The sequence below is a fragment of the Parabacteroides johnsonii DSM 18315 genome (genome assembly GCF_025151045.1).
Classification (GTDB): domain Bacteria; phylum Bacteroidota; class Bacteroidia; order Bacteroidales; family Tannerellaceae; genus Parabacteroides; species Parabacteroides johnsonii.
Map to the genome: position 1 here is coordinate 678823 of NZ_CP102285.1, position 21205 is coordinate 700027.

The window sequence follows — 21205 nt, forward strand, 5'->3', positions numbered from 1 at the left end:
AAGGGGAAAAGGGGCTTTTTTGATACCGAAAATCTCACTATCTTTGTTTCCTCTTTCGCAATCAATAAAGTAAAGTAGATATGGAAAGTTTCGCAACATTAATAAAGAGTAGAAGAAGTACCCGTAAATTCACGGACCAGTTATTGAATCCGGAGCAGGTGGAAATGATATTGAAAGCCGCCTTGATGGCACCGGCTTCCAAACGGAAGAATCCCTGGCAGTTCGTTGTCGTGGAGGACAAGGAAATGTTGGCTAAGTTGTCGGTATGCAAACCGGCAGGAGCTGCGTTCCTGAAAGATTGCGCGTTGGCCGTTGTTGTGCTGGCGAATGTGATGGAAAGCGATGTTTGGGTGGAAGATGCTTCGATTGCTTCTATCTATATGCAATTGCAGGCCGAAGATTTGGGATTGGGCAGTTGCTGGTGCCAGATCCGTAATCGGCAGACGGAAGACGATGCGGATGCTGCGCAGTATGTGCGGGGACTGCTCGATGTGCCTTACCAACTGGAAGTCTTGTCCATCATCGGCATAGGATATAAGGATCAGGAACGTAAGCCGTTTGACGAATCACATCTGCAGTGGGAAAAGATACATCTTGGAACTTTCCGCATGCCAACTGAAGACAAACAGGAGGAAGCATGAAAGTCATTTTTTTAGGTTCTGGCAACCTGGCGACACGTCTGTCTCTCGAAATGCATCGCAAAGGGATACGGATCGGACAGGTGTATAGCCATACGCCGGAAAATGCGCAACAGCTGGCCGCCCTGTTGGGCTGTCCCTGGACAACCGATCCTGAAGCTGTCGAGACGGATGCCGACCTGTATGTCTTTTCCTTAAAAGATACGGTTTTGGTGGATGTAATTGCCCGTGTAAGGCCGAACGACGGCTTGTGGGTGCATACGGCAGGTAGTATGCCGATGGATGTTTTCAGCGGCCATACGGCCAATTACGGAGTTCTGTATCCGATGCAGACATTTAGCAAAACGCGTGAGGTAGATTTCAGTGTGATTCCTTTTTTTCTTGAAGCCAATACGTCTGAAAATGCCGGTAAGTTGCAACAATTGGCGGAGAAACTTTCGGGAAATGTCCGTTTCCTGTCGTCCGACAAACGTAAATGTTTGCATCTGGCAGCTGTCTTTGCCTGCAATTTTACCAACCATATTTATGCGTTGGCTGTTAAATTATTGCAGGAACAGGATATACCGGCCAATGTTCTGCTGCCGCTTATAGACGAGACGGCAGCTAAGATACACACGATGCCGCCGAAGGTGGCGCAGACTGGTCCGGCTATCCGGTATGATGAGAATGTGATCAATAAACATTTGGCTATGCTGGGCGATTCTGATATGCGGTCGATCTACCAGCTAATCAGCCAAAGTATACATAAGGAGGCACAACATGAGTAGTATCAATTATGATTTGAGTAAGATAAAGGCTTTTGTTTTTGATGTGGACGGTGTTTTGTCCTGTGATGTAATTCCTTTGCACCCGAACGGCGATCCTATGCGTACCGTTAATATAAAGGACGGCTATGCTTTGCAGCTTGCTGTTAAAAAAGGCTATCATGTAGCCATTATTACGGGAGGCTATACGGAAGCGGTACGGATACGCTTTTCGCGTCTCGGCATTACCCATATTTATATGAAAAGTGCCGTGAAAGTTCACGATTATAAGGATTTTCTGAAAAAGACCGGTTTGCAGCCCGAAGAGGTCATGTATGCTGGAGATGATATTCCTGATTACGAAGTAATGACAATGGTCGGCCTGCCTGTGGCACCCGCTGATGCGGCTCCTGAGATCAAGCGTATCGCCAAATATATCTCCCACAAGAACGGGGGGGACGGCGTTGCCCGCGATATAATCGAACAAACCATGAAAGCCCAGGGCCACTGGATGGGTGACGAGGCTTTCGGCTGGTAGAACGAAACTGATAAAATTGGATAATGAAAAGCATACTCCCTAACCTGAGTCAATATAAAATTGTATTAGGCTCCAACTCTCCCCGGAGGCGCGAATTGCTGGCAGGATTGGATATTGACTTTGAAGTACAGACGATCCCGGGTATAGACGAATCCTTTCCCAAAACACTGCGGCCAGACGAGGTTCCGGTCTATATCGCCAGGAAAAAGGCTGAAGCCTACATCTCTTCGATGTTGGCAGACGAATTGTTGATTACTGCCGATACGATCGTGTGGACTTTCGGTGAAATTTTAGGTAAACCGAAAGACCGCGAAGACGCTATCGCCATGCTTCGGAAACTGTCCGGGCGTGTACATGAGGTGATTACCGGTGTTTGTATTACGACAAAAGAGAAAACGGTTTCTTTTTCAGCTTCATCGGCCGTTTGTTTTGCCAGCCTGGATGATGACGAGATCGTCTACTATGTCGATAAATACTGCCCGTTTGATAAGGCCGGTAGCTACGGTATACAGGAATGGATCGGTTACGTGGCGGTCGAAGCTATCAACGGCAGCTTTTATAATGTGATGGGACTACCGGTCAGGCTGCTTTATCAGGAGTTGAAGAAGTTCTGAAGATTGGACAAAATTCTATGTTTTAGGGTGATTTATTGAAGGTAAGGCGAATAGGAAGTCCGTATTTTTGTGATATTAATTTTAAATATCATGAAAAAGATCTACTATTTGCTTGTGTGTCTGTTTTTCCTGCAATCCGTTTTTGCAGCAAGGGAGAAACAGATCTTCGATATCCGTTTGCAGAATGGGTTGAATATGAATGTGGAAGTTTGTACGGATGGAATATTCCGGATTCGGGTTACTCCTCATTCAACCTTTTCTGAGTCGTTGATGCAACGCTACGGAATTATTAAAACGGATTGGAGTCCGGTTCCGGTTTCCCAAAAAGACAATAAACAACAGTTTGAAGTATCGACCGGTGCCTATCGGCTGAAAATCGATAAAAAGACCGGTGCTATATCTGTTTCTGACCGGAAGGGGCGGGTGATTATCGAGAAAGTAATCTTTCTTACCTCTGCCGATCCGTTGTGTACTGACCTGGGAGAAGTGATCAATGCCAAATACAAGGACATGAAAGTCCCCAACAATGGTACGATCATCGGCGACGACAAAAATCCGGGAAGTATGAAAGACCAGGCGGAAACCGGCGATTATAAGAACGTCAGTATCCTTTCGATTTCGCTGAAGGACGGCGAACGTTTCTATGGTGGTGGCAGTACCAGTCGCGACCATATTCAGCATCGGGGTGAACTGTTGCGTATGTGGACCACTTACCAACATACCGAGATTCCGATGCCTTTTATGATCAGTTCCGAAAATTGGGGTATCTTCAACAACACGACACGGAAGAATTTTTTCGATATCGGCAGCTACCAGCCGGATGTTTTCTCTATTTATAATACGACGGACGAGGCGGATTTCTATTTGATGTTCGGCAGTTCGATGCCTGATGTGATCAACGATTATACGGCTATTACCGGCCGACCTTACTTATTGCCGAAATATGCATACGGGTTGTGTTTTGGTCCGAATATGCTGGAAGACCAATTCGACATTCTGAATGATGCCGTACGTTTTCGTGAGATGGGGGTCCCTTGTGACCTATTCTGGCTCGAACCTCAATGGATGGAGAAACGCTATGATTTCTCGACCAAAAAGAAATGGAACTATCAGAAGTTTTCGGCTGAAGCTTATTGGGATTCCACTCGCTATCCGAAGAAGGAAAACCACCGTCTGCTTATCGGTCGTCTACATGGGATGGGGTATCATATGGGACTTTGGCTCTGTATCGAGTATGATCTGAGCGTTCCGGAGGAGGATGCGTTGGCGAAAGCGATGGGAAAGCCTCTTTCCGGCCAGGAGCATTGGATGGAGCATTTGAAAAATTTTGTGGATAATGGCGTGGACGGTTTCAAGATGGACCCGGCACGTACAATAGATGAACATCCGAATTTTAAGTATTACAACGGACATACCGATAAAGAGATGCATAACCTGAACCAGATCCTTCTGCCGAAGCAGATGTACAAGATGATGCGTGAACATACAGGACTTCGTTCCTGGCATCATTATACTGCCGGTTGGTCGGGAACGCAGCACTGGAGTGCTTCCACCAGCGGTGATAACGGGGGAGGGCGTACGGCGCTGTTCGACCAGTTGAACTTGGGTATGAGTGGTTTTCTTAATACTTCTTGCGACGTGATGAATGTCAATAAGGACGAGGAGTTGCAAAGCCTTCATTTTGGCCTTTTCCTGCCATGGGTGCAGATCAATAGTTGGTATTCGTTGCATCAGCCGTTCTATTTCCCAGAGAAAGAAAAGAAGATGTACCGGGATTATGTGAAGCTGCGTTACGCGTTGATGCCCTATATTTATTCGGCGGCGCTGGAAGGGGCGCAGACCGGTATGCCGATCGTACGCTCCATGCCTTTGATGTTTCCAGATGACCGCAAGACGGATGATATGGTCTACCAGTATATGTTCGGCCAAAATTTTTTAGTCGGTATCTTTAGTGATTCGATCTACCTGCCGAAAGGGAACTGGTTTGACTTTTGGACAGGAGAAAAATTGGCCGGCGGAAGGGAAATCAAGCATGTGATACCTGATAACCGCGCAGGGTTGCTGTTCGTACGCGAAGGGGCGATTATACCGTTCCAAAAAGATATGCAATTCATAGGAGAGAAGCCGTTGGATACCTTGATGGTGAAAGTATTTCCCAAAGATATCTCTTCCTATACGATGTATGAAGATGATGGTAAAACATATGATTATGAAAATGGAGCGATTGCCGCAACCCGTTTTGAATGTAAGCAGAGCGGACGGACAGTTGAGTTCACTGTCTTCCCGGTGGAAGGATCGTATGACGGCATGTGCAAAGCACGGACATACGAATTGGAGATCGACGTCCCGCAGCGCCCGTCGGAAGTACTGGTAAACAATATTCCGGTAACAGACTGGCAGTATGGCGACGATCATAAGGTACGCGTCAGCTTACATCAGGAAAATAACGAACAGGTGAAAGCCATACTTCGTTAGTTCAGTTCGCTCCGCTTTTCATTTTGATAATATTCGATTAGGTATAAAGTTTTGGCTAAAGATGGACAGATAGGGAGTATGACAGGACGATCCGGATCCCATTCCGGGTCGTCCGTTATCATTTCGGAAAGCGGACCGGCATGCATGAGTATGAGCCGTGTCGATGTGATGGCTGTCGCAATAAATGATTTTTCGGCAGGCAGTAATACAAAATACCCCTCGTCCACATCGGCAACCGGCATATGGTTTCTATTATAGATCACCAGTTTTCCGGAAGAGACAAACAATAAGACATTGCCGGTATCATCCGTATTACATAAAATCTCTCCTGCTTTTCCTATTTTACACTCAAACTGGTTCAGGACGTTTCTTATCATATTTCAATCAGGAATTATCCAAACTTATCATTGTTTCCGTTTAGGCAGATACTGGAGCATCCCTTTTGAGTATTCAATCTGATGCTTCCCACTCTCGTCGGCATATATCACATAGTATTCGATCTCAGGTACGGAATCAGCCATTTGCCGGGCTTTTTCCAACCCCATTGCCATAAATGCAGTGGCGTAGGCATCGGCTGTCATACAGTCGTTTGCAACGATTGTGGCGCTCAATACGCTCTGTTCGGCTGGATAACCAGTACGGGGGTCGATCGTATGGGCATATTTTTTACCATCTTTGATATAAAAGTTGCGGTAGTTGCCGGAAGTGGCAATCGCACCTTTTTTACATAGCTGGACGATTTCGTCATAATTATTTTTGGTACCGTCCGGATCGTCTTCCGGGAGGTTGATGCCGGTGCGCCAGCATACGCCATTCTGATTGACACCCTTTACCACCACTTCGCCGCCAATCAAAATCATATAGTTTTCCACTCCCTCTTTCTCAAGCAGACGGGCGATCACATCGCAGGAATATCCTTTGGCTATGGCGGAGCAGTTCAGTAGCAGACGGGGATCATCTTTCACGATCTTCTTGCCCTCCAGATGTACTTTCCGGTAACCAACAAAAGTTTTGAGGCTGTCGATCATGGCAGGTGTCACACTGTCCTTTTTATTGAAGCCGAATCCCCAAAGATTGACCAGAGGGGCACAGGTGATATCGAAAACACCATCCGAATTGCGGGAGACTTCCATCGACTTGTTAAATACCTCCGTAAACCATTCATCCACTTCTACCGCTTCGTTATTATTCACTTTTGCGATGATTGAATTAGGGTTGAAGGGATTCAGGGACAGGTTGAACTTTTGCAATTCGGCATCGATTTTATCCGTTAAAATATGAGGTGCTTCATATTTGATCGTGTATAGGGTATGGAACACGGTACCACTTTCTTCGTAATATTGTTTTTTGCCTTTGCACGAGACGAAGAACAGAAGCCCTACAATAACCGGTAAATAAATTTTCTTATGCATCTTTCTATTGTTTAGTTGGCTGCAAAGATAGTGCAAATCTTTGGTTTGCAAAATGTCACTACTACCCTACCAAAATAGGATTAGTAAGGCATATTTTGAGAATTAGTATAGCGGGTAATATTTTTTAACATACTAAAAAGTACTACTTTGTCTGTATAAAATAGCAAAATGATACTTTCTCGAATCTCTTGTTTTTGGGTAGAGGATCAGATACGGTTGTTTCTGGTTTTGTTCTTTAGTGCACATCCCGGACATCCTTGACAAGGATTGTCCGTTCCGGTGGGATGTGCAAAGAACTTATATATTTTCTTTCCGATGCAGAAAATGACGATAAGTCCGATGATGAGAACTGCTATTTCTTGCCACATAAAAGTGGTGTATTAATTGAACAGGTTCATAAAGAAATGTCCCGTTTGGTAGACCACACATGAGACGATCCATGCAAGTACGCAGGTATAAATGATTACAAATATACCCCATTTCCAAGAGCCGGATTCGTGGACAATGGCCGATATCGTAGCGATACAAGGGAAATAGATCAGAACAAAGAGCATGAAACTCAGTGCGATCAAAGGGGTAAAGATCGGTTCTCCCTCGGCATTTTTATCCTGTTTCAATCGTTCGGTCAGGACTTGGCTGTCGTCCGACTCTCCTGTATATAAGACGCTCAACGTGCTGACGACAACTTCTTTGGCAGCCATACCAGTCAACAGGCTGACGCTCATCTTCCAGTCGAAACCCAGCGGATGGAGTATCGGTTGTATGGTTTGACCGATGCGACCGATATAGGATTCCTGTTGGTGATCCATCGATTTCAAACGTTCCAGTTCGGCGATAGTTTCCGCTTTCTCCTCTGGGGGTATAGCAGACTGTTCCACTTCGGCGATCTGTTTGTCAAAAACATCTCCGTTTTCCGAATGACGAGGAAAATATCCCAAGAACCAGATGATGATAGAAGCGATCAAGATGACCCCCCCCATCTTGTGCAGATATTGCTTGGCTTTTTCCCACATATGAATCATAATTGATTTACCTGTCGGCATGCGGTAAGGAGGAAGTTCCATCACGAAAGGTATATCTTCGTCATTGAAGAGAAAACGTTTGAACAGGCGTGCCATCAGGACGGCGAGCAGAATCCCCGAAGCATAGAGGATCAGCATGACCGTTCCGGCCGTCTGGGGGAAGAAAGCACCTGTCAGCAGGACATACACCGGAAGGCGGGCACTACAGCTCATTAACGGGTTTACCAGCATGGTGATCATCCGGCTGTTACGGCTTTCGATCGTACGAGAGGCCATGATGGCCGGTACGTTGCAACCGAAGCCCATCACAAGCGGGATAAACGATTTGCCGTGCAGTCCCATCTTATGCATGATCTTATCCATGATGAAAGCGGCACGTGCCATATAACCGGAGTCTTCCATGAAGGAGATAAAGGCATATAGTATCAGGATGTTAGGCAGGAATACGATAACACCTCCCACGCCTCCTATAATGCCATCGACCAACAGATCCTTCAATGGACCTTCGCTCATATTACCTCGCACGAACTCTCCGATCCAGCCCACGAATGATTCGATCCATTCCATCGGGTATTCTCCCAGACGGAAAGTTGCTTCGAACATGATCCACATGAAAAGGATAAAAATCGGGAAGCCCAGCACTTTATGAGTTACGAATAGATCAATGATCTGTGTGCTTGTCGCTTCTTTTATTTTGTTTTGCTCGTAGGTCTCACGCAGTGCACCGGAAATAAAACCGTAGCGGGCATTGGTGAAAGCTGTCTCACAATCTTCTTTCAGAAGGGTTTCGATTTGAGCGACATTGCGGTCGCGTTCATGAAGGACTGTTTCGGCACCAGGCATTGACTCCACGAAAGATTCCACTTCCGGATCGCCTTCAAGCAACTTGATGGCGAGGTTGCGTTTGGAAAGGCTTTTGGGTACATTCCCATTCAGTTTCAAAGCATGCCTTACCGGATAAATGGCCTTTTCCAACACGTCGCCGTAGTTGATATGGATATGACGGAGCACGGGGTCTTCTTCTTCGTAGACCTTTATGACGCGGTTGAAAAGTTCTTCGATACCGAAACCGGTCTTACTGATGGTCGGGACAATCGGCGTACCAATCATCCTTGAGAGAGAGTTGTGATCAAACTTATTTCCGTGCCGTTCCAATTCGTCGTACATGTTGAGGGCGATGACCATACGCACATCCATGTCGATCAGTTGGCAGGTCAGATACAGATTACGTTCCAGGTTGGAAGCATCGACTACATTAATCACGATATCCGGCTGTTCTTCATTCAAGTGCTTGCGAACGTAGAGCTCTTCAGGAGTGTAAGCCGATAGGGAATAGGTTCCCGGCAGGTCTACGATCTTAAAGGTGTAGCCATTCTGATGGAATGTCCCGGCCTTGGCGTCGACAGTCACGCCGCTGTAGTTGCCGACATGCTCGTGTGCACCGGATGCGAAATTGAATAAAGATGTTTTACCGCAATTGGGATTTCCGACCAATGCGACATTGATGGTTTTGCCTTTGTGCATGGCCATGGCCTGCAGGCTCTTGCCGGAAGTTTGGATATAGGAATCCACTGGGCGGTTTTCCGGTTTTTCGGTACCGGCTTCTGTGAATTCGGCTGCACTGACGACTTCTATCATTTGTGCGTCATTTCGTCTCAGTGAAACGTCATAACCCATTACACGATAATGTATAGGGTCTTTAAGCGGTGCGTTCTGGATGACATCAACCTCTTTTCCTCTGATAAACCCCATTTCGATAATGCGCTTGCGGAATGCTCCGCGTCCCATTACCTTTACTATAACCCCTTTTTCGCCTGTACGAAGTTCTGATAGTCTCATCTTTTTAAAATCTTGCGCAAAGGTAGCATGAAATGGTAATATGGTCAATACCGTATTGTAGGTATTTTTTTGTTAGTTTTGTCTCCGTAAAGGCTTTAAAATATGACTATGTGGAACAATGTTATATTATGTTTGGGGTCCAATACGGATTGCGAGGCGAATCTAAAGTCGGCGGCCAGTCTGTTGCGTGCCTATTTCGGATCGATCCGGTTCTCTGAAGCGATTTATACGGAGCCGATAGGTTTACCTGATTCCGGCTTATTCCTGAACCAAGTGGCTGTTGTCGGTACGAATGCTTCGCTGGAAGAGGTGAGGCGGGCTGTGAAGGCGATGGAAAAACGATTGGGACGCATGTCGGACAGTAAGCAGAAAGGGAAGATTCCGATCGATATAGACCTGCTTTTATGGAATGGAACAATCCTGAAACCTGCCGATTGGGAAAAGGAGTATGTGCAACAACTCTTCCGGTCTGTTGCGGATTAGGAGACGTAACCCATAGCTTTGGCTATTGTAACTCATCGTCCTTTGTTATCGCTCTGTAGGTGCAGGGTTATAAACGGGGCAAGTAGGAAACCTGCTTTTCCGCTGATCCTGATCAGACCGTTGATACCTAAGCAAATGAGTGTGGAGATCGGGTTGGAGCGATCCGTGTTGTAGAAACCTTTTCCTATCCGGACTTGATAACCGAAAGGTTTTGCCAGCGATCGATATGTTTCAATGGGTAAGATGCGTTCCGTCCAATTCCCGTTTCGTGGATCGCAGGTGTTGAAAGCATCTTTCAATAGGGGATAGGAACCGGTCTTGACAGCCTTGTGGATATGTGGGAAGGTAAGTCCGCGCGTCTTTCGTGCTGCTTCTTTCGCTTCGGCAGGAGAAAGGGCTGGAAAGTGCAGTTGGATATAATGCAGACGTAAAGCATAATATTCCTTTTCCCAAGTGGTCATAAGCCGATGCAGCCTTCTTTTTACATACGGGTTAAAAGGTGTGGAGGCCGTTGTAAACAACATTTGCATCTTGTTGTCGATGGCAATCAAATTGGCGAAAAAAGCCGACAGGTCGTAAACGTGTTCGATCAGGTCGGTCGCGATCAGCAATTGTGGCTTGGCTTTATTTGCCGAGCACCAATCTGCTAAGGTGTCTGAGTCTCCATGAAGAATAATGTCAGGTCCTGTATTGACCAGCTCTTTCAAGATGCGGATCGTATCGACGGAATCCGGATTGAGGTCGATGTAGATGACTCGGCCGATTCCGGCTTGTTTGGCAAGCATACTCAGGAAGCCGCTTCCGCCACCATAGTCGATAAGTGTTATCTCCTCCGGTGAGCTACCGATAGATTCCAGCCCTTTAAGGAGACAGTCCGCATAGATTTTCATGTAATAGGATAAAACCGGTTTCAGCCGGGCAATATAACGTTTGTTATATTTACTGATAGGCAATCGTTCGTAATCGATAGCCTTTAGTTGGCTAACCAACGCTTGTGCTGCTTGTCGGATATCATACTTCATAGATCAAATGTAAGAGGTGTTCGCCTTGATATTGATTGGAATAAGTCGGATAAAGAAAGTCGCGGCGCTGCTCGATCAACTCCGGAGCCATATTGGTATGCATCAATTTCCGACAGATGAGGATCATTTCGTCCGGAGTGTCGGCGATATGGCAGAGTGGCTCCAGTCCGCTACCTGCTATCATCAGTCGGTTGACCACTGTATGGCGTCCGGCAAACAGGCTGTTCAGTAGTTTTAGTTTCAATCCGGTTGCTTGAAAAGTGATCAAGGCATGTATTTGTGCATTGTGTATCAAACTGTTCATCAGCTTTTCTGACGGATTGGCTTCGATATGGATATTCGGATAGGGAGCTGCCGCTTTCAACAAAGAAGCCGGCGGGTTCATACCGGCAATGATGCAACGGCAGTCCAGTTTACTGAACACGTTCCGGATAAGAAAGAGGGCTGCTTGTGTATTCTCTATTACGGATAGTTTACCATGATAGAGGATGAAATCGGAAGAACCCGGCTTGACCGTAATTTGGTTGTTGGTGTGGAAGCAAGGCATGAACTCGACCGGCTTGTCGGGGAACTGGCGTCGGAGGTAGTCAGCATCGGTTGTTGAAACGGCAATCATCAGATCGGCATGTTCCAGTACTTTCTGATAATGTTTGAATCGCCAAGCCTCTATCCGGAAGAAGCTTTTCCTGATCGGATGGCTCTCCGCCTGTGCCAGGTGATAATAATAGTCGTGTTCGATATTTGCTTCCCGGTAAATCTTTTTCCGGTTGTGTAGTCGCGGATCGTTTATGTAATAACAGCAATGGAGTCCTTCGAACAGGATCGGGTAATCGTTCTTCAACAGATTAGTGATCAGTTCAGGATGCTTGCGGCTGTATACGTTATAAGGCAGCAGGGTTATATTGGTACGCAGCCCTGTATGTCGCTTGTAATAAAATACCTTTTCGCAGATGGCTTCCAGTTCGGGCGAATGGGCACGTTCGTATTCGAAACAGTGTAAGATGATCTTCACACCGCACTGGTGCAGAGTTTTCATCTTATAATATACATCGATGATTCCCCCGTAGTTGGCAGGCCAGGGAATATTGAAAGCTATAATGTTCAGATACCTTTCCATGTCTGTCATTTGCTGTTTAGTCGGGTAAAGATACGCATAAATTGTTCAGCTTGTTTTTTACGGGAGAAACGTTCCACTGCTTCCTTATCCGTATTTATGTGTGTGTATCCATTATCCTGCCAGAACTGATAATGGTGCAGGATAAAACGAAAAGCTTCTTCGGCTGTCCGGGCTGCCAGTCCGGAACGGGTATTCCGGATGGTAGCTTCGAGGCAACTTTCGTCACTCTTTACACAGAGTAAAGGTTTCCCGACAGCCATCGATTCGAAAAGCTTGGTAGTCATAAATCCTTTTGGTCCGTCGGATGCAAAGGTATTGGCGAGTTGCAGCAGAATGGAACTGCGGTTTAACACGCCGGGAATCTCGGAAGCGGGAACATAGTCGAAAAAGTCCATATACCGGGCGACTGGGTAAGCGGTTGCTGCCTGCATGATGATCGCTTTTGATCCGGCGTCGACATACCATTGGATGCGGAACTGGTCCGGATCAATGAGCTTTTCACGATCTAACCGGCTAACGGCCTCGAAAAGCAATCGAGGGTCACGTGTCGCCAAGCTAATCAAACGTCCGGTATAGGTGATGACGAATTGAGAGGTTCGATGTTGTTCAGGATAGAAGAGCTCTGGATCGTAACCGTTGTAAACCAACTCTGTGTTAGGATTGTATGCTTGAAGTTTTTCCACATGCCAGGGGGAAATGGTCGTGACCTGATCCGCCTTTCTCAATGCATTATTTCTGTCCTTCAATAACTTATGACGGAATGTTTCCGTGATCTTTCTATCCAACCAGGAAAAGGTACGGAAGTTATGAGCGATATATTCGTTGGAAGCATATTGTTCGACTATGTCTCGAAGGTCGATTACTAACGGCAGATGATATTTCTCTGCTATATATTGGGCGGCCGGCAAGGGGAAAGTTCGGTATGAACTACACAGGATACCGGCATATTCCCCTTCTTCCAGTAAACGGGAGGCGGCTTTTGCCATCTTCTTGTCTTTATAATGGAAAAAATAATCGAGTATGAATACGCATATCCACTCTAACTTTTGGAGGATTTTCCCTTTGGAATGAAAGAAATTTACATATGTGACAGGCGTTTCTCCTTTCAGGAAAGAGAACGTGCTGTCATCGATTTGCTCAGTGACAACGACAGGTTCCCATCCGGCCCGCCTCATATATTTGCATAAATAGCCCATTCGCGGTCCGAATGCAGGGGGAAACATATCACATAATATCAGTATCTTCATGATTTTATCAATTCTTCAATGATGGCGGCGAATAGTTTTCGTTGCCAGTCGACAGAGACATTCGGCTTGATCCGGGTGGTGATGGAGTCGTTATGCCAGAGCAACACCAGTTCGCCGTTGGCAGATGCCACCTGTTTGATGAGTTGTGTTGAGTAGGCAAGTGCCCCCTCATAGTCGAGATTCATATAAACAGGTTCGTTCAGGCTGCATTCCATGATTGCCAACGGGTGGAGGATAAGTGGCGAGATGCGTTTGTTCTCAGGATTAATCCAATGTACCGGACGGGAAGTACCGAGGCGAAAGCCGGCAACATCCGGGTAGCCTACCGTGAAATCGTCTGTAATTCCTGCTTTTTCCAGCCATGCCATATCTTCTGGTTCGCGTGAGGCCAAATAATGATGCCGATTGCAAGTGACGGATTTTCCGGTTTGTCTCTCCAATAAATCTTTTTCCGTTGAGATGAGTGCCGGAGTTCTACCGGCGTCGTAACTGGTATGCAGTCCAATCCGTACTCTTTCGTTTTTACAAAAGAGCAGAAGCTCTTTTAAATCCTTTGAATACAGTTTATAATGAGGCTTGTCATAAACGGATGAGCCGCCTGACTTGATAAAGAACAGGGATTCGCAGCGGTCTTTTCCGATAGCTGCCTTTAATTCGTTTCGTTGTTCTACAAACCAGGGAAATGTGTAGAACGGATCTTCCTGTAATGGGCCACGAAACATTTTCCAAGCTTGTTTCAGTCCTGTACCTTTAACGGTTTCCCGTATCAGATTGCGGAAAGTCCTACAAAAAAAGGGGGCATCCACATCGTGTGTCAGCCATACTTTTTGTATGTGCGGGGTCGGTTCGACAGCCGACTGTACACGTGCTTGGCGTAACCAGCGTCGCAATAATCTTCCGTATTCGTCAACTATCGGGCGATGAATGAATCCTGCTTTGAAGGGTAGGGACTCTTTTCCGGGGAAGCGGCCGTGGATGTCCCGTATGTTTCGTTTCCGTATTTCTTCATATCGTGTCAGCAGGAAATAGGCACTGGCGATGATATCGGCATGTACCACCCAAGTATCCCCCTGCCATTCTGTTTTGGAAGAGCCGAAAAGCAGCGGTACGCCTTCTATCTCTTCCAGTGGCAGTTTGGGCATAGACTCGGATGTCCCGTAAACTTCATCCCGAAAAAAAGGGGAAGGGATGATGACTACGCGATAACGGGAGAATTTGTTCGGGTCCGATGTGTAACCGACAAGGCTACTCAATGCACCGGCTTTTTCTCCTCCTATCAGGAATTTGGTGATATAAGAAATAACGGCTTTCATACTGTCTTTTAGCTTTACAGGAACAGACGGACCACCTCGAATGCTTCAGCATAAGGGCAGCCTGCTTGTACACCGCGTGTTTTTGCCAGTGAAAAGATGAACTCTTCGGATAGATAGTCGCGTGTTCCTTGTGATTCGTATGCTTTTAATGCTTCGACTTTGGCCTGAATGTGTTCCCTGTTTAGTTCAACGAAGCATTGCGTATTAAATGTCAGATTGTTCCAAATCAGCTCGTAGCCCAGTAGTGTCGTGTTTTTGAAAGCGCGTAGGCCTTCCTGGGCGATCGTTGTGTGATCCTGGTGAATGTCGTGCAAGCTTGGAATGAAGACCAGGTCGAAATTGTTCGCTTTTTTTAGGCGGATCAGTTCTTCCAATATCTCCTGCCGGACATATCCGAGTTTACGGACTTCGTAATTGTAGATGATGAGGTTTTCGGGGGATATACCCAATTGGGCAGTCGCTTTCTTGACTTCCGTCTTCAAAATATCTTTCGGAAAACCTTCAGGTACGGACTGCTGGGCGGTCGAAAAAGCGACATAGGTCACTTTCTTTCCCAGTTCGATAAGTTTGCTTATGGTTCCTCCCAGTCCTAATTCCCCGTCGTCTGTATGGGGAGCTAAAACCAGTATATTATTATAACTGTTTAGTATCATAAATAATCTATCTGTTTATTATCCTTCCTATTTTTAAACAGGCTCTATTTAATAAACTTAATTTTCCTTTGGTTATTGTGAAGAAGGGGGTTTGAATTGCACCGAATTCGCGGAAAAAACGTTCGACTCCCGGAATCATAGAACCTTCGAAGTCGAATGTGTCGGTATATTGTGAAACATAACGGATTGCTTCCCACAAAATTAGACTGTGTGCTCCGGACTTCCGAAGGGCTGGGTCTCCTCCTCCTGCCAGATACCAGGCGGAACTTTCTTGCCAGACGATAAAAGCAGCAGCATGCAAACGTCCTTGTTCGTCATAACCGCCCCATATATCTCCCTGGTTCCGTTTGCGGCAGATATTGATCAATTTGACTAGTATATCCGTATCTTCTTTGTTTAGAACCTGCTGACGCTCGAATGTTTGTTTCTGTACCTGTAAAAATTCTTCAATAGAAATGCCTTTTTTTACCGTGATACGATATTTATCTTTAGCTTTTGTTATGTTCCGGCGGATGTTGGAACTCATATTTTCCAGTATTGCTTCTGTGTTTCGAATATTTTTCAGCAGATAGGTGTAACGTGTTGTTTGCTGGTAGCCTTCCCAATAGAAAGGAAGCCAGTCAGTGATTCCATAATGGAAATTTTGCAGGAAATGCGGATAGGATTTAAGCTCGTTTAGTAGTTGTTTGCATAAAATTTGCCGGCGACTTAATGCTTTAGTATATTTGGTGTCTTCGGATTCCGGTGAGAACCAAGGACCCATTGTTTGCGTATAGAAGGGCATCGAGATAATTCCTTGCCGAGGACAGTAAAGAGGGATCGCTGCCGTGATCCTTTCTTTTTCTTCGATCAATAAGACTTCCCATTTATCTTTGCCACAAACCGTATCGAGCCACCAATCACGGGAAAAGATGGGAATACTTGTTTCTGTGTTGCAAAGCAAATGGTATTTGTCTTTCATGTTCATGAATGATTTGAGTTCTGTGAGATGGTGATCTGTCGCTGACTTTTATCAGTATAATTACGGCACACAGATAACATAAATGACCATAAATCTGATCTGTGTTATCTGTGTACCATTGATTTTATCCTTTTAACGCTTCGAAGATCAGGCCGGACAATTCGTCTGCCAGTTCTGGATTGTCGGCAACACATTGTTTGGCGGCATCACGTCCCTGTCCTAATTTAGTGTCGTTGTAACTGTACCATGAACCGCTTTTCTTGATGATATTCAGTTCTGCGCCCAAGTCGATTATTTCACCGGCTTTGGAGATGCCTTCACCGAACATGATGTCGAATTCTGCTTTCCGGAAAGGAGGAGCAACCTTGTTCTTGACTACTTTTACGCGCACTTGGTTACCTTTGATATCGTCTCCGTCTTTCAATTTACCGATGCTGCGAATATCCAGACGGACAGAGGCATAAAACTTCAACGCATTACCACCGGTAGTTGTTTCGGGATTACCGAACATCACACCGATCTTGTCACGCAATTGGTTGATGAATATGCAAGTCGTGTTAGTCTTATTGATTGCGGCTGTCAACTTACGAAGCGCTTGAGACATCAATCGTGCCTGTAACCCCATCTTGCTTTCACCCATATCTCCTTCGATTTCCGCTTTTGGAGTCAGAGCGGCAACCGAGTCGATTACGATAATATCCACGGCAGATGAACGGATCAACTGTTCGGCGATTTCTAACGCCTGTTCGCCATTATCCGGTTGGGAAATCCATAGGTTTTCGACATCTACTCCCAACTTTTCTGCATAAAAACGGTCAAAAGCATGTTCCGCATCGATAAATGCTGCAATACCACCGCTTTTTTGTGCCTCGGCAATTGCGTGGATCGCCAGAGTTGTCTTACCGGATGATTCCGGTCCGTAGATTTCGATCACGCGGCCTTTGGGATAACCTCCTACGCCTAATGCTGCGTTCAAGGCGATAGAGCCTGTCGGGATCACTTCGATATTTTCGACACTTTCGTCGCCCAATTTCATGATCGAACCTTTTCCGTAGTTTTTCTCGATCTTGTCCATTGCTGCGCGAAGCGCTTTTAATTTATCTGCGTTTACAGCCGGTTTCTCGGCTGCAGGCTGCTTGCCTTCTTCGAATAAATCTTCTTTTGCCATTTCCTTTTATAGATTAAGGATTTGATTTGCATGGTCTTTAGTCTTCACCTCTTTCGGGCCGATGATGTTGGTAACGATGCCATCTTCATCTATAATAAAGGTGGTGCGGAGAGTCCCCATGTATGAACGTCCGTACAATTTCTTTTCTGCCCAAACCCCGAACTGCTGTTGAAGGGCCGTATCCGTATCAGCGATGAGGCTGAAAGGAAGTTCCTGTTTTGCGATAAATCCCTGATGAGACTTGGCACTGTCTTTGCTGACACCCACTACTTCGTAGCCGGCAGCTTGCAATTCCTTGTAGCCATCCCGCAGGCTGCATGCTTCTGCTGTACAACCACTGGTATTGTCTTTCGGGTAGAAATAGAGCGCCAACTTCTTGCCTTTGAAATCGCTCAGCTTTATCTCTTTCCCGTTTTGGTCAAGTCCCAGAACTTCGGGAGCTTTATCCCCTATTTGTATTGCCATATATTTATTTTACTTGATGTTATAGTTCATCTTGCGTGTTACATCCGCTTTCCGGCGGGCTTTCCGTCCGAAGACTTTCCAAAGCAGTTTTCTTCCCATGTGATGGGCGACGGCATATGACTCGAATGTTTCTGTCCGGTAATCGAAATCATCTTGCCAACATTCCTGGGGAGAAACATAGCAGTATGTAATCTTTTCGATACTGTTGTCATCTGCCTCGTTTTCCTCCAGCACGATGATGTTCTGCTTGTCGGGAACCAGGCAGGTGATATGCCTGCGGTGGCACTCTTCTATTAGCGGAACCAGCACGGCATCATACCTCGCATAGATATTAGTCAGATCGAAATCCTGGTATTCGCTCTCTCCGATCTTTTGTATCGGGCGGAGTTGCAGGATATCCAGTTCATTTCCGACGACTTCCCATATCCGGCTTAGTTCTTCGAGATTGTCGTTGTTGATTGTATAATTGATGCGTAACTTGAATTGCGGATGCTGTTTCTTTATTTCTGTGACATTGGCGAGCAACTTGCGGAACAAGTCGAATTTACCGTTTGTCATCAGAAGCTCGTATGTTTCGCGTGTAAAACCATGTGCCGAGAGCGTCAACTCGTCCAACCCATTCTCTACGGCGGCGGCTAACTGCTCTTTTGTCAGCAGGTTCCCGTTTGTCGTGAGTGAAACGTAGGGGACGTTGTATCGTTTACCCAGTGCAATGATTTTTACCAGGTCCTTGTGCAAAGTCGGTTCCGCTCCGCAGCCGATCTGAAGTTTCAAGGCACGGTGGAACAGGCTTCCGGCAATGGCTTCTATCTCTTCATATTTCAGAGTACCCCGTAGACTTTTCCTTTTTTCCTCGTCGCTGAAATAACACATCTTACAGCGGAAGTTACAGGCAAGTACCGGATCGAGAAAAACGCCGATGTACCGTTTTCCTAATACATGAAATAACCAGAGGCCCAATAGTTTGAGCCTTCTGCTTTTGATTTGTGTACCAAGACGTAGTATGTTGTAAATATTACGAGCCATTTAGTTAATTGATAATTGGAGGGTGTGTCAAATATATCGGTATTCATGGGACGCAGATAACGTAGACGAGCGCAGATTAACGCATATATATTAATTATCAACAAAATAAATCTGCGTCCGTCTGTGTGCTCTGTGCCATCCGCGTCCGGTAATGTTAATTTGACACACTTTCTTAGAGTTCCAGATCTATATTGAACAGTTCGTGCCAAGGCAGACCTTGTTCGTTCAGCTCCTTCATGAACGGATCGGGATCGAACTCTTCGACGTTCCAAACTCCCGGTTTTTTCCAAACTCCCTGCATGAACAGTTTGGCTCCGATCATGGCCGGAACACCGGTTGTGTAGCTTACGCCTTGTGCTCCCGTTTCCTGGTAAGCAGCCTGGTGACTACAGTTATTATAAACATAGTAGGTCATTTCTTTGCCATCCTTGATTCCGCGGATACGGCAACCGATGGAAGTTTCGCCTGTATAGTTTTCACCCAGATCACCCGGATTAGGCAGCACGGCTTTCAGGAATTGGATCGGAACGATTTCCTGTCCGTTATACATAATCGGATCGATGCGAGACATACCAATGTTCTGTATCACGCGCAGGTGAGTCAGATATTCCTGTCCGAAAGTCATCCAGAAGCGGGCACGTTTGATTGTAGGGAAATTTTTGGTCAGGCTTTCCAACTCTTCGTGGTACATCAGGTAAGATTCTCTCGGACCGACATTCGGATAGTTCAACGGTTTGTGTACAGACAGCGGATCTGTCTCTTTCCATTCTCCGTCTTCGAAATATTTACCTCGTTGGGTAATTTCGCGGATGTTGATTTCCGGGTTGAAATTAGTAGCAAATGCTTTGTGATGGTCTCCGGCGTTGCAGTCTACAATATCCAGGTATTGTATTTCATCGAAGTGATGTTTGGCTGCATAAGCCGTATATACACCCGTTACACCCGGATCGAATCCACAACCCAGGATAGCGGTCAGGCCGGCATCTTCGAAGCGTTTCTTGTATGCCCACTGCCAGCTGTATTGGTATTTAGCTTCGTCCAGCGGTTCGTAATTGGCCGTGTCGAGATAGCTGACACCGTATGCCAGACAGGCATCCATGATGTGGAGGTCCTGATAGGGCAAAGCCAGATTTACTACCAAGTCCGGTTTGAAGGTGTTGAACAAGCGGACGAGTTCTTCCACGTTGTCTGCATCAACCTGTGCTGTTTGTACCTTTACATTCTTAATATCGGCGGCGATCTGGTCGCACTTGCTTTTCGTGCGGCTGGCAACCATGATATCGGTAAAGACATCCGCGTTCATCGCGATCTTCTTAACAGCAACGGTACTAACGCCCCCTGCACCAATAACTAATACTCTTCCCATTTACTAATAGAATTAATCTTGTTAATATACAGTTTACAAGGTTTTAAACCTAACGACAAATATACGATGAATCTTTGAATAATCGGGCAAGGTAGGGGGAGAAAAACAGTTTCATTGGCATGAAACAATAGTTCCCTCGGCGGGGAACTGGAGTTTCCTTAGAGGGAAACTTTTGTTCCATGCCTATGGAACAGGTTCCGGTTAACCGAGTTTGCGCCTGTAGTATTGCGGAGAGATACCGGTGTGCTTCTTGAAATACCGACCGAAAAACGATTGGTCCGGAAACTGGAGGCGGTTGGCTATTTCCTGTATGCTTAGGTCGGTCGATTCCAACAATACCTTTATTTCGAGTATGACATGCTTGTCGATGATGTTTTTTGCCGTCTCTCCGGCAACGGTCTGCGCAATGGCCGATAGATATCGGGGAGTGATGAACATCTTTTGGGCGTAGAATGATACTTCACGCTGGTTGAGGCAGTGTTTGTGTATTAATTGGATGAACCGTTTGAACAATTCTTCCTGCCGGCTGATTCCTTCTGGGCGGTTCTGCTCGAAGATGCGGTGTGTTTTATCATAAATGTCCAAAAGGAAACTTTGTATGTAGTTGCGAAGGATTTGCAGTCGGAAACAGTTTTCTTTATCCTTATAGAGATCTTCCAGTGCGATGATGAGTCCGTTAATGGTACGTGTACGCTCGACTGGTAGCGTGACGACCGGATTCTCTTTCAGAAAATGAAAAAAAGAAGGATCGAGCCGGACTGTCGCTTCTTGGAAAAACGCATTGGAAAATGTTATATAAGAGATGGAGAGATCTGGACTGGCATATGAATAATTGATGATGCTGTTGGGTAGGAATATGATCTGTGTATTAGGCATGATGTCATATTCCAACAAGTCGATTTCGATCCGGGCTTCTCCGCTATGGCAGAAAAAGATGCAGGCATCTTCCAGTTTGAAAAGATGGTGGGGCATATCGGAACAATTGATTGTCCCGACGAAAAAGGGATCTTCGGCGGTTGTGCGTAAAACTTCCATTTTATTCTTGTTTTGGTTACAAATATACCGGTTTCTTCTTGAAATAAAGAAGATATGTTCCTGTTTTG

At 45.9% G+C, this 21205-nt stretch carries 20 protein-coding genes; 6 read left to right on the forward strand and 14 right to left on the reverse strand.

The features are described from left to right. Positions 1 to 80 precede the first annotated feature (80 nt). The 5 genes from NQ564_RS02990 to NQ564_RS03010 all read left to right on the forward strand — a co-directional run bounded on the left by NQ564_RS02990 (position 81) and on the right by NQ564_RS03010 (position 5008). Positions 81 to 641, forward strand: a complete 561-nt coding sequence (locus NQ564_RS02990; protein ID WP_008147228.1) for a nitroreductase family protein — start codon at positions 81 to 83, stop codon at positions 639 to 641. Then, complete coding sequence (locus NQ564_RS02995; protein WP_008147229.1) at positions 638 to 1405, forward strand: Rossmann-like and DUF2520 domain-containing protein; 768 nt, start codon at positions 638 to 640, stop codon at positions 1403 to 1405. The genes NQ564_RS02990 and NQ564_RS02995 overlap by 4 nt, the downstream gene beginning before the upstream one ends. After that, a complete protein-coding gene (locus tag NQ564_RS03000) occupies positions 1398 to 1919 on the forward strand; it encodes a KdsC family phosphatase (protein ID WP_008147231.1) in 522 nt (173 codons plus the stop codon). The genes NQ564_RS02995 and NQ564_RS03000 overlap by 8 nt, the downstream gene beginning before the upstream one ends. A 23-nt stretch (positions 1920 to 1942) precedes the next feature. After that, positions 1943 to 2533 carry a Maf-like protein gene (locus tag NQ564_RS03005; RefSeq protein ID WP_008147232.1) on the forward strand — a complete coding sequence of 197 codons (591 nt, stop codon included), beginning with the start codon at positions 1943 to 1945 and terminating at the stop codon, positions 2531 to 2533. Positions 2534 to 2623: 90 nt separating this feature from the next. Then, complete coding sequence (locus tag NQ564_RS03010) at positions 2624 to 5008, forward strand: glycoside hydrolase family 31 protein (RefSeq protein WP_008147234.1); 2385 nt, start codon at positions 2624 to 2626, stop codon at positions 5006 to 5008. Here NQ564_RS03010 and NQ564_RS03015 read toward each other — a convergent pair. The 3 genes from NQ564_RS03015 to feoB form a co-directional block, all read right to left on the reverse strand. Next, positions 5005 to 5385, reverse strand: a complete 381-nt coding sequence (locus tag NQ564_RS03015) for a cyclic nucleotide-binding domain-containing protein (protein WP_008147236.1) — start codon at positions 5383 to 5385, stop codon at positions 5005 to 5007. The genes NQ564_RS03010 and NQ564_RS03015 overlap by 4 nt on opposite strands. A gap of 27 nt (positions 5386 to 5412) precedes the next feature. Then, a complete protein-coding gene (locus NQ564_RS03020) occupies positions 5413 to 6420 on the reverse strand; it encodes an FAD:protein FMN transferase (RefSeq protein ID WP_008147237.1) in 1008 nt (335 codons plus the stop codon). A 380-nt stretch (positions 6421 to 6800) separates the two neighbouring features. Then, positions 6801 to 9281: a ferrous iron transport protein B gene (gene feoB, locus NQ564_RS03025; protein WP_008147241.1), complete on the reverse strand. Its 2481-nt coding sequence runs from the start codon at positions 9279 to 9281 to the stop codon at positions 6801 to 6803. A 108-nt stretch (positions 9282 to 9389) separates the two neighbouring features. Between feoB and NQ564_RS03030 the strand changes: the two genes are divergently transcribed. Beyond that, positions 9390 to 9764, forward strand: coding sequence for a 2-amino-4-hydroxy-6-hydroxymethyldihydropteridine diphosphokinase (locus NQ564_RS03030; protein WP_227963212.1), 375 nt, complete (start codon positions 9390 to 9392; stop codon positions 9762 to 9764). 32 nt (positions 9765 to 9796) lie between these two features. On the opposite strand, the gene NQ564_RS03035 is transcribed toward NQ564_RS03030, so the two are convergent. The 11 genes from NQ564_RS03035 to NQ564_RS03085 all read right to left on the reverse strand — a co-directional run bounded on the left by NQ564_RS03035 (position 9797) and on the right by NQ564_RS03085 (position 21137). After that, on the reverse strand, positions 9797 to 10786 hold the full coding sequence (locus tag NQ564_RS03035; protein WP_129649759.1) for a class I SAM-dependent methyltransferase: 990 nt from the start codon (positions 10784 to 10786) through the stop codon (positions 9797 to 9799). Continuing rightward, complete coding sequence (locus NQ564_RS03040; RefSeq protein ID WP_008158593.1) at positions 10776 to 11903, reverse strand: glycosyltransferase family protein; 1128 nt, start codon at positions 11901 to 11903, stop codon at positions 10776 to 10778. Before NQ564_RS03040 ends, NQ564_RS03035 begins: the two co-directional genes overlap by 11 nt. A 5-nt stretch (positions 11904 to 11908) precedes the next feature. After that, the gene (locus tag NQ564_RS03045; protein WP_008147250.1) at positions 11909 to 13150 is read right to left on the reverse strand and encodes a glycosyltransferase family protein; all 1242 of its coding nucleotides are present in this window, start codon (positions 13148 to 13150) and stop codon (positions 11909 to 11911) included. Further along, positions 13147 to 14463, reverse strand: a complete 1317-nt coding sequence (locus tag NQ564_RS03050; RefSeq protein ID WP_008147252.1) for a polysaccharide deacetylase family protein — start codon at positions 14461 to 14463, stop codon at positions 13147 to 13149. Before NQ564_RS03050 ends, NQ564_RS03045 begins: the two co-directional genes overlap by 4 nt. A gap of 14 nt (positions 14464 to 14477) precedes the next feature. Beyond that, entirely contained in the window at positions 14478 to 15116 is a 639-nt protein-coding gene (locus NQ564_RS03055) for a PIG-L deacetylase family protein (RefSeq protein WP_008147255.1), read from the reverse strand. A gap of 7 nt (positions 15117 to 15123) precedes the next feature. Next, on the reverse strand, positions 15124 to 16083 hold the full coding sequence (locus tag NQ564_RS03060) for a GNAT family N-acetyltransferase (protein WP_008147256.1): 960 nt from the start codon (positions 16081 to 16083) through the stop codon (positions 15124 to 15126). 118 nt (positions 16084 to 16201) lie between these two features. Beyond that, a complete protein-coding gene (recA, locus tag NQ564_RS03065; RefSeq protein ID WP_008147258.1) occupies positions 16202 to 17245 on the reverse strand; it encodes a recombinase RecA in 1044 nt (347 codons plus the stop codon). A gap of 6 nt (positions 17246 to 17251) precedes the next feature. Then, entirely contained in the window at positions 17252 to 17710 is a 459-nt protein-coding gene (bcp, locus tag NQ564_RS03070; RefSeq protein ID WP_008147259.1) for a thioredoxin-dependent thiol peroxidase, read from the reverse strand. A 9-nt stretch (positions 17711 to 17719) separates the two neighbouring features. After that, positions 17720 to 18736: a radical SAM protein gene (locus NQ564_RS03075; RefSeq protein WP_008147260.1), complete on the reverse strand. Its 1017-nt coding sequence runs from the start codon at positions 18734 to 18736 to the stop codon at positions 17720 to 17722. A 172-nt stretch (positions 18737 to 18908) separates the two neighbouring features. Continuing rightward, positions 18909 to 20102 (reverse strand): saccharopine dehydrogenase family protein, encoded by a 1194-nt coding sequence (locus tag NQ564_RS03080; RefSeq protein ID WP_005647666.1) that lies wholly within the window; start codon positions 20100 to 20102, stop codon positions 18909 to 18911. Positions 20103 to 20303: 201 nt separating this feature from the next. Continuing rightward, positions 20304 to 21137, reverse strand: coding sequence for an AraC family transcriptional regulator (locus tag NQ564_RS03085; RefSeq protein ID WP_008147264.1), 834 nt, complete (start codon positions 21135 to 21137; stop codon positions 20304 to 20306). Positions 21138 to 21205 lie beyond the last annotated feature (68 nt).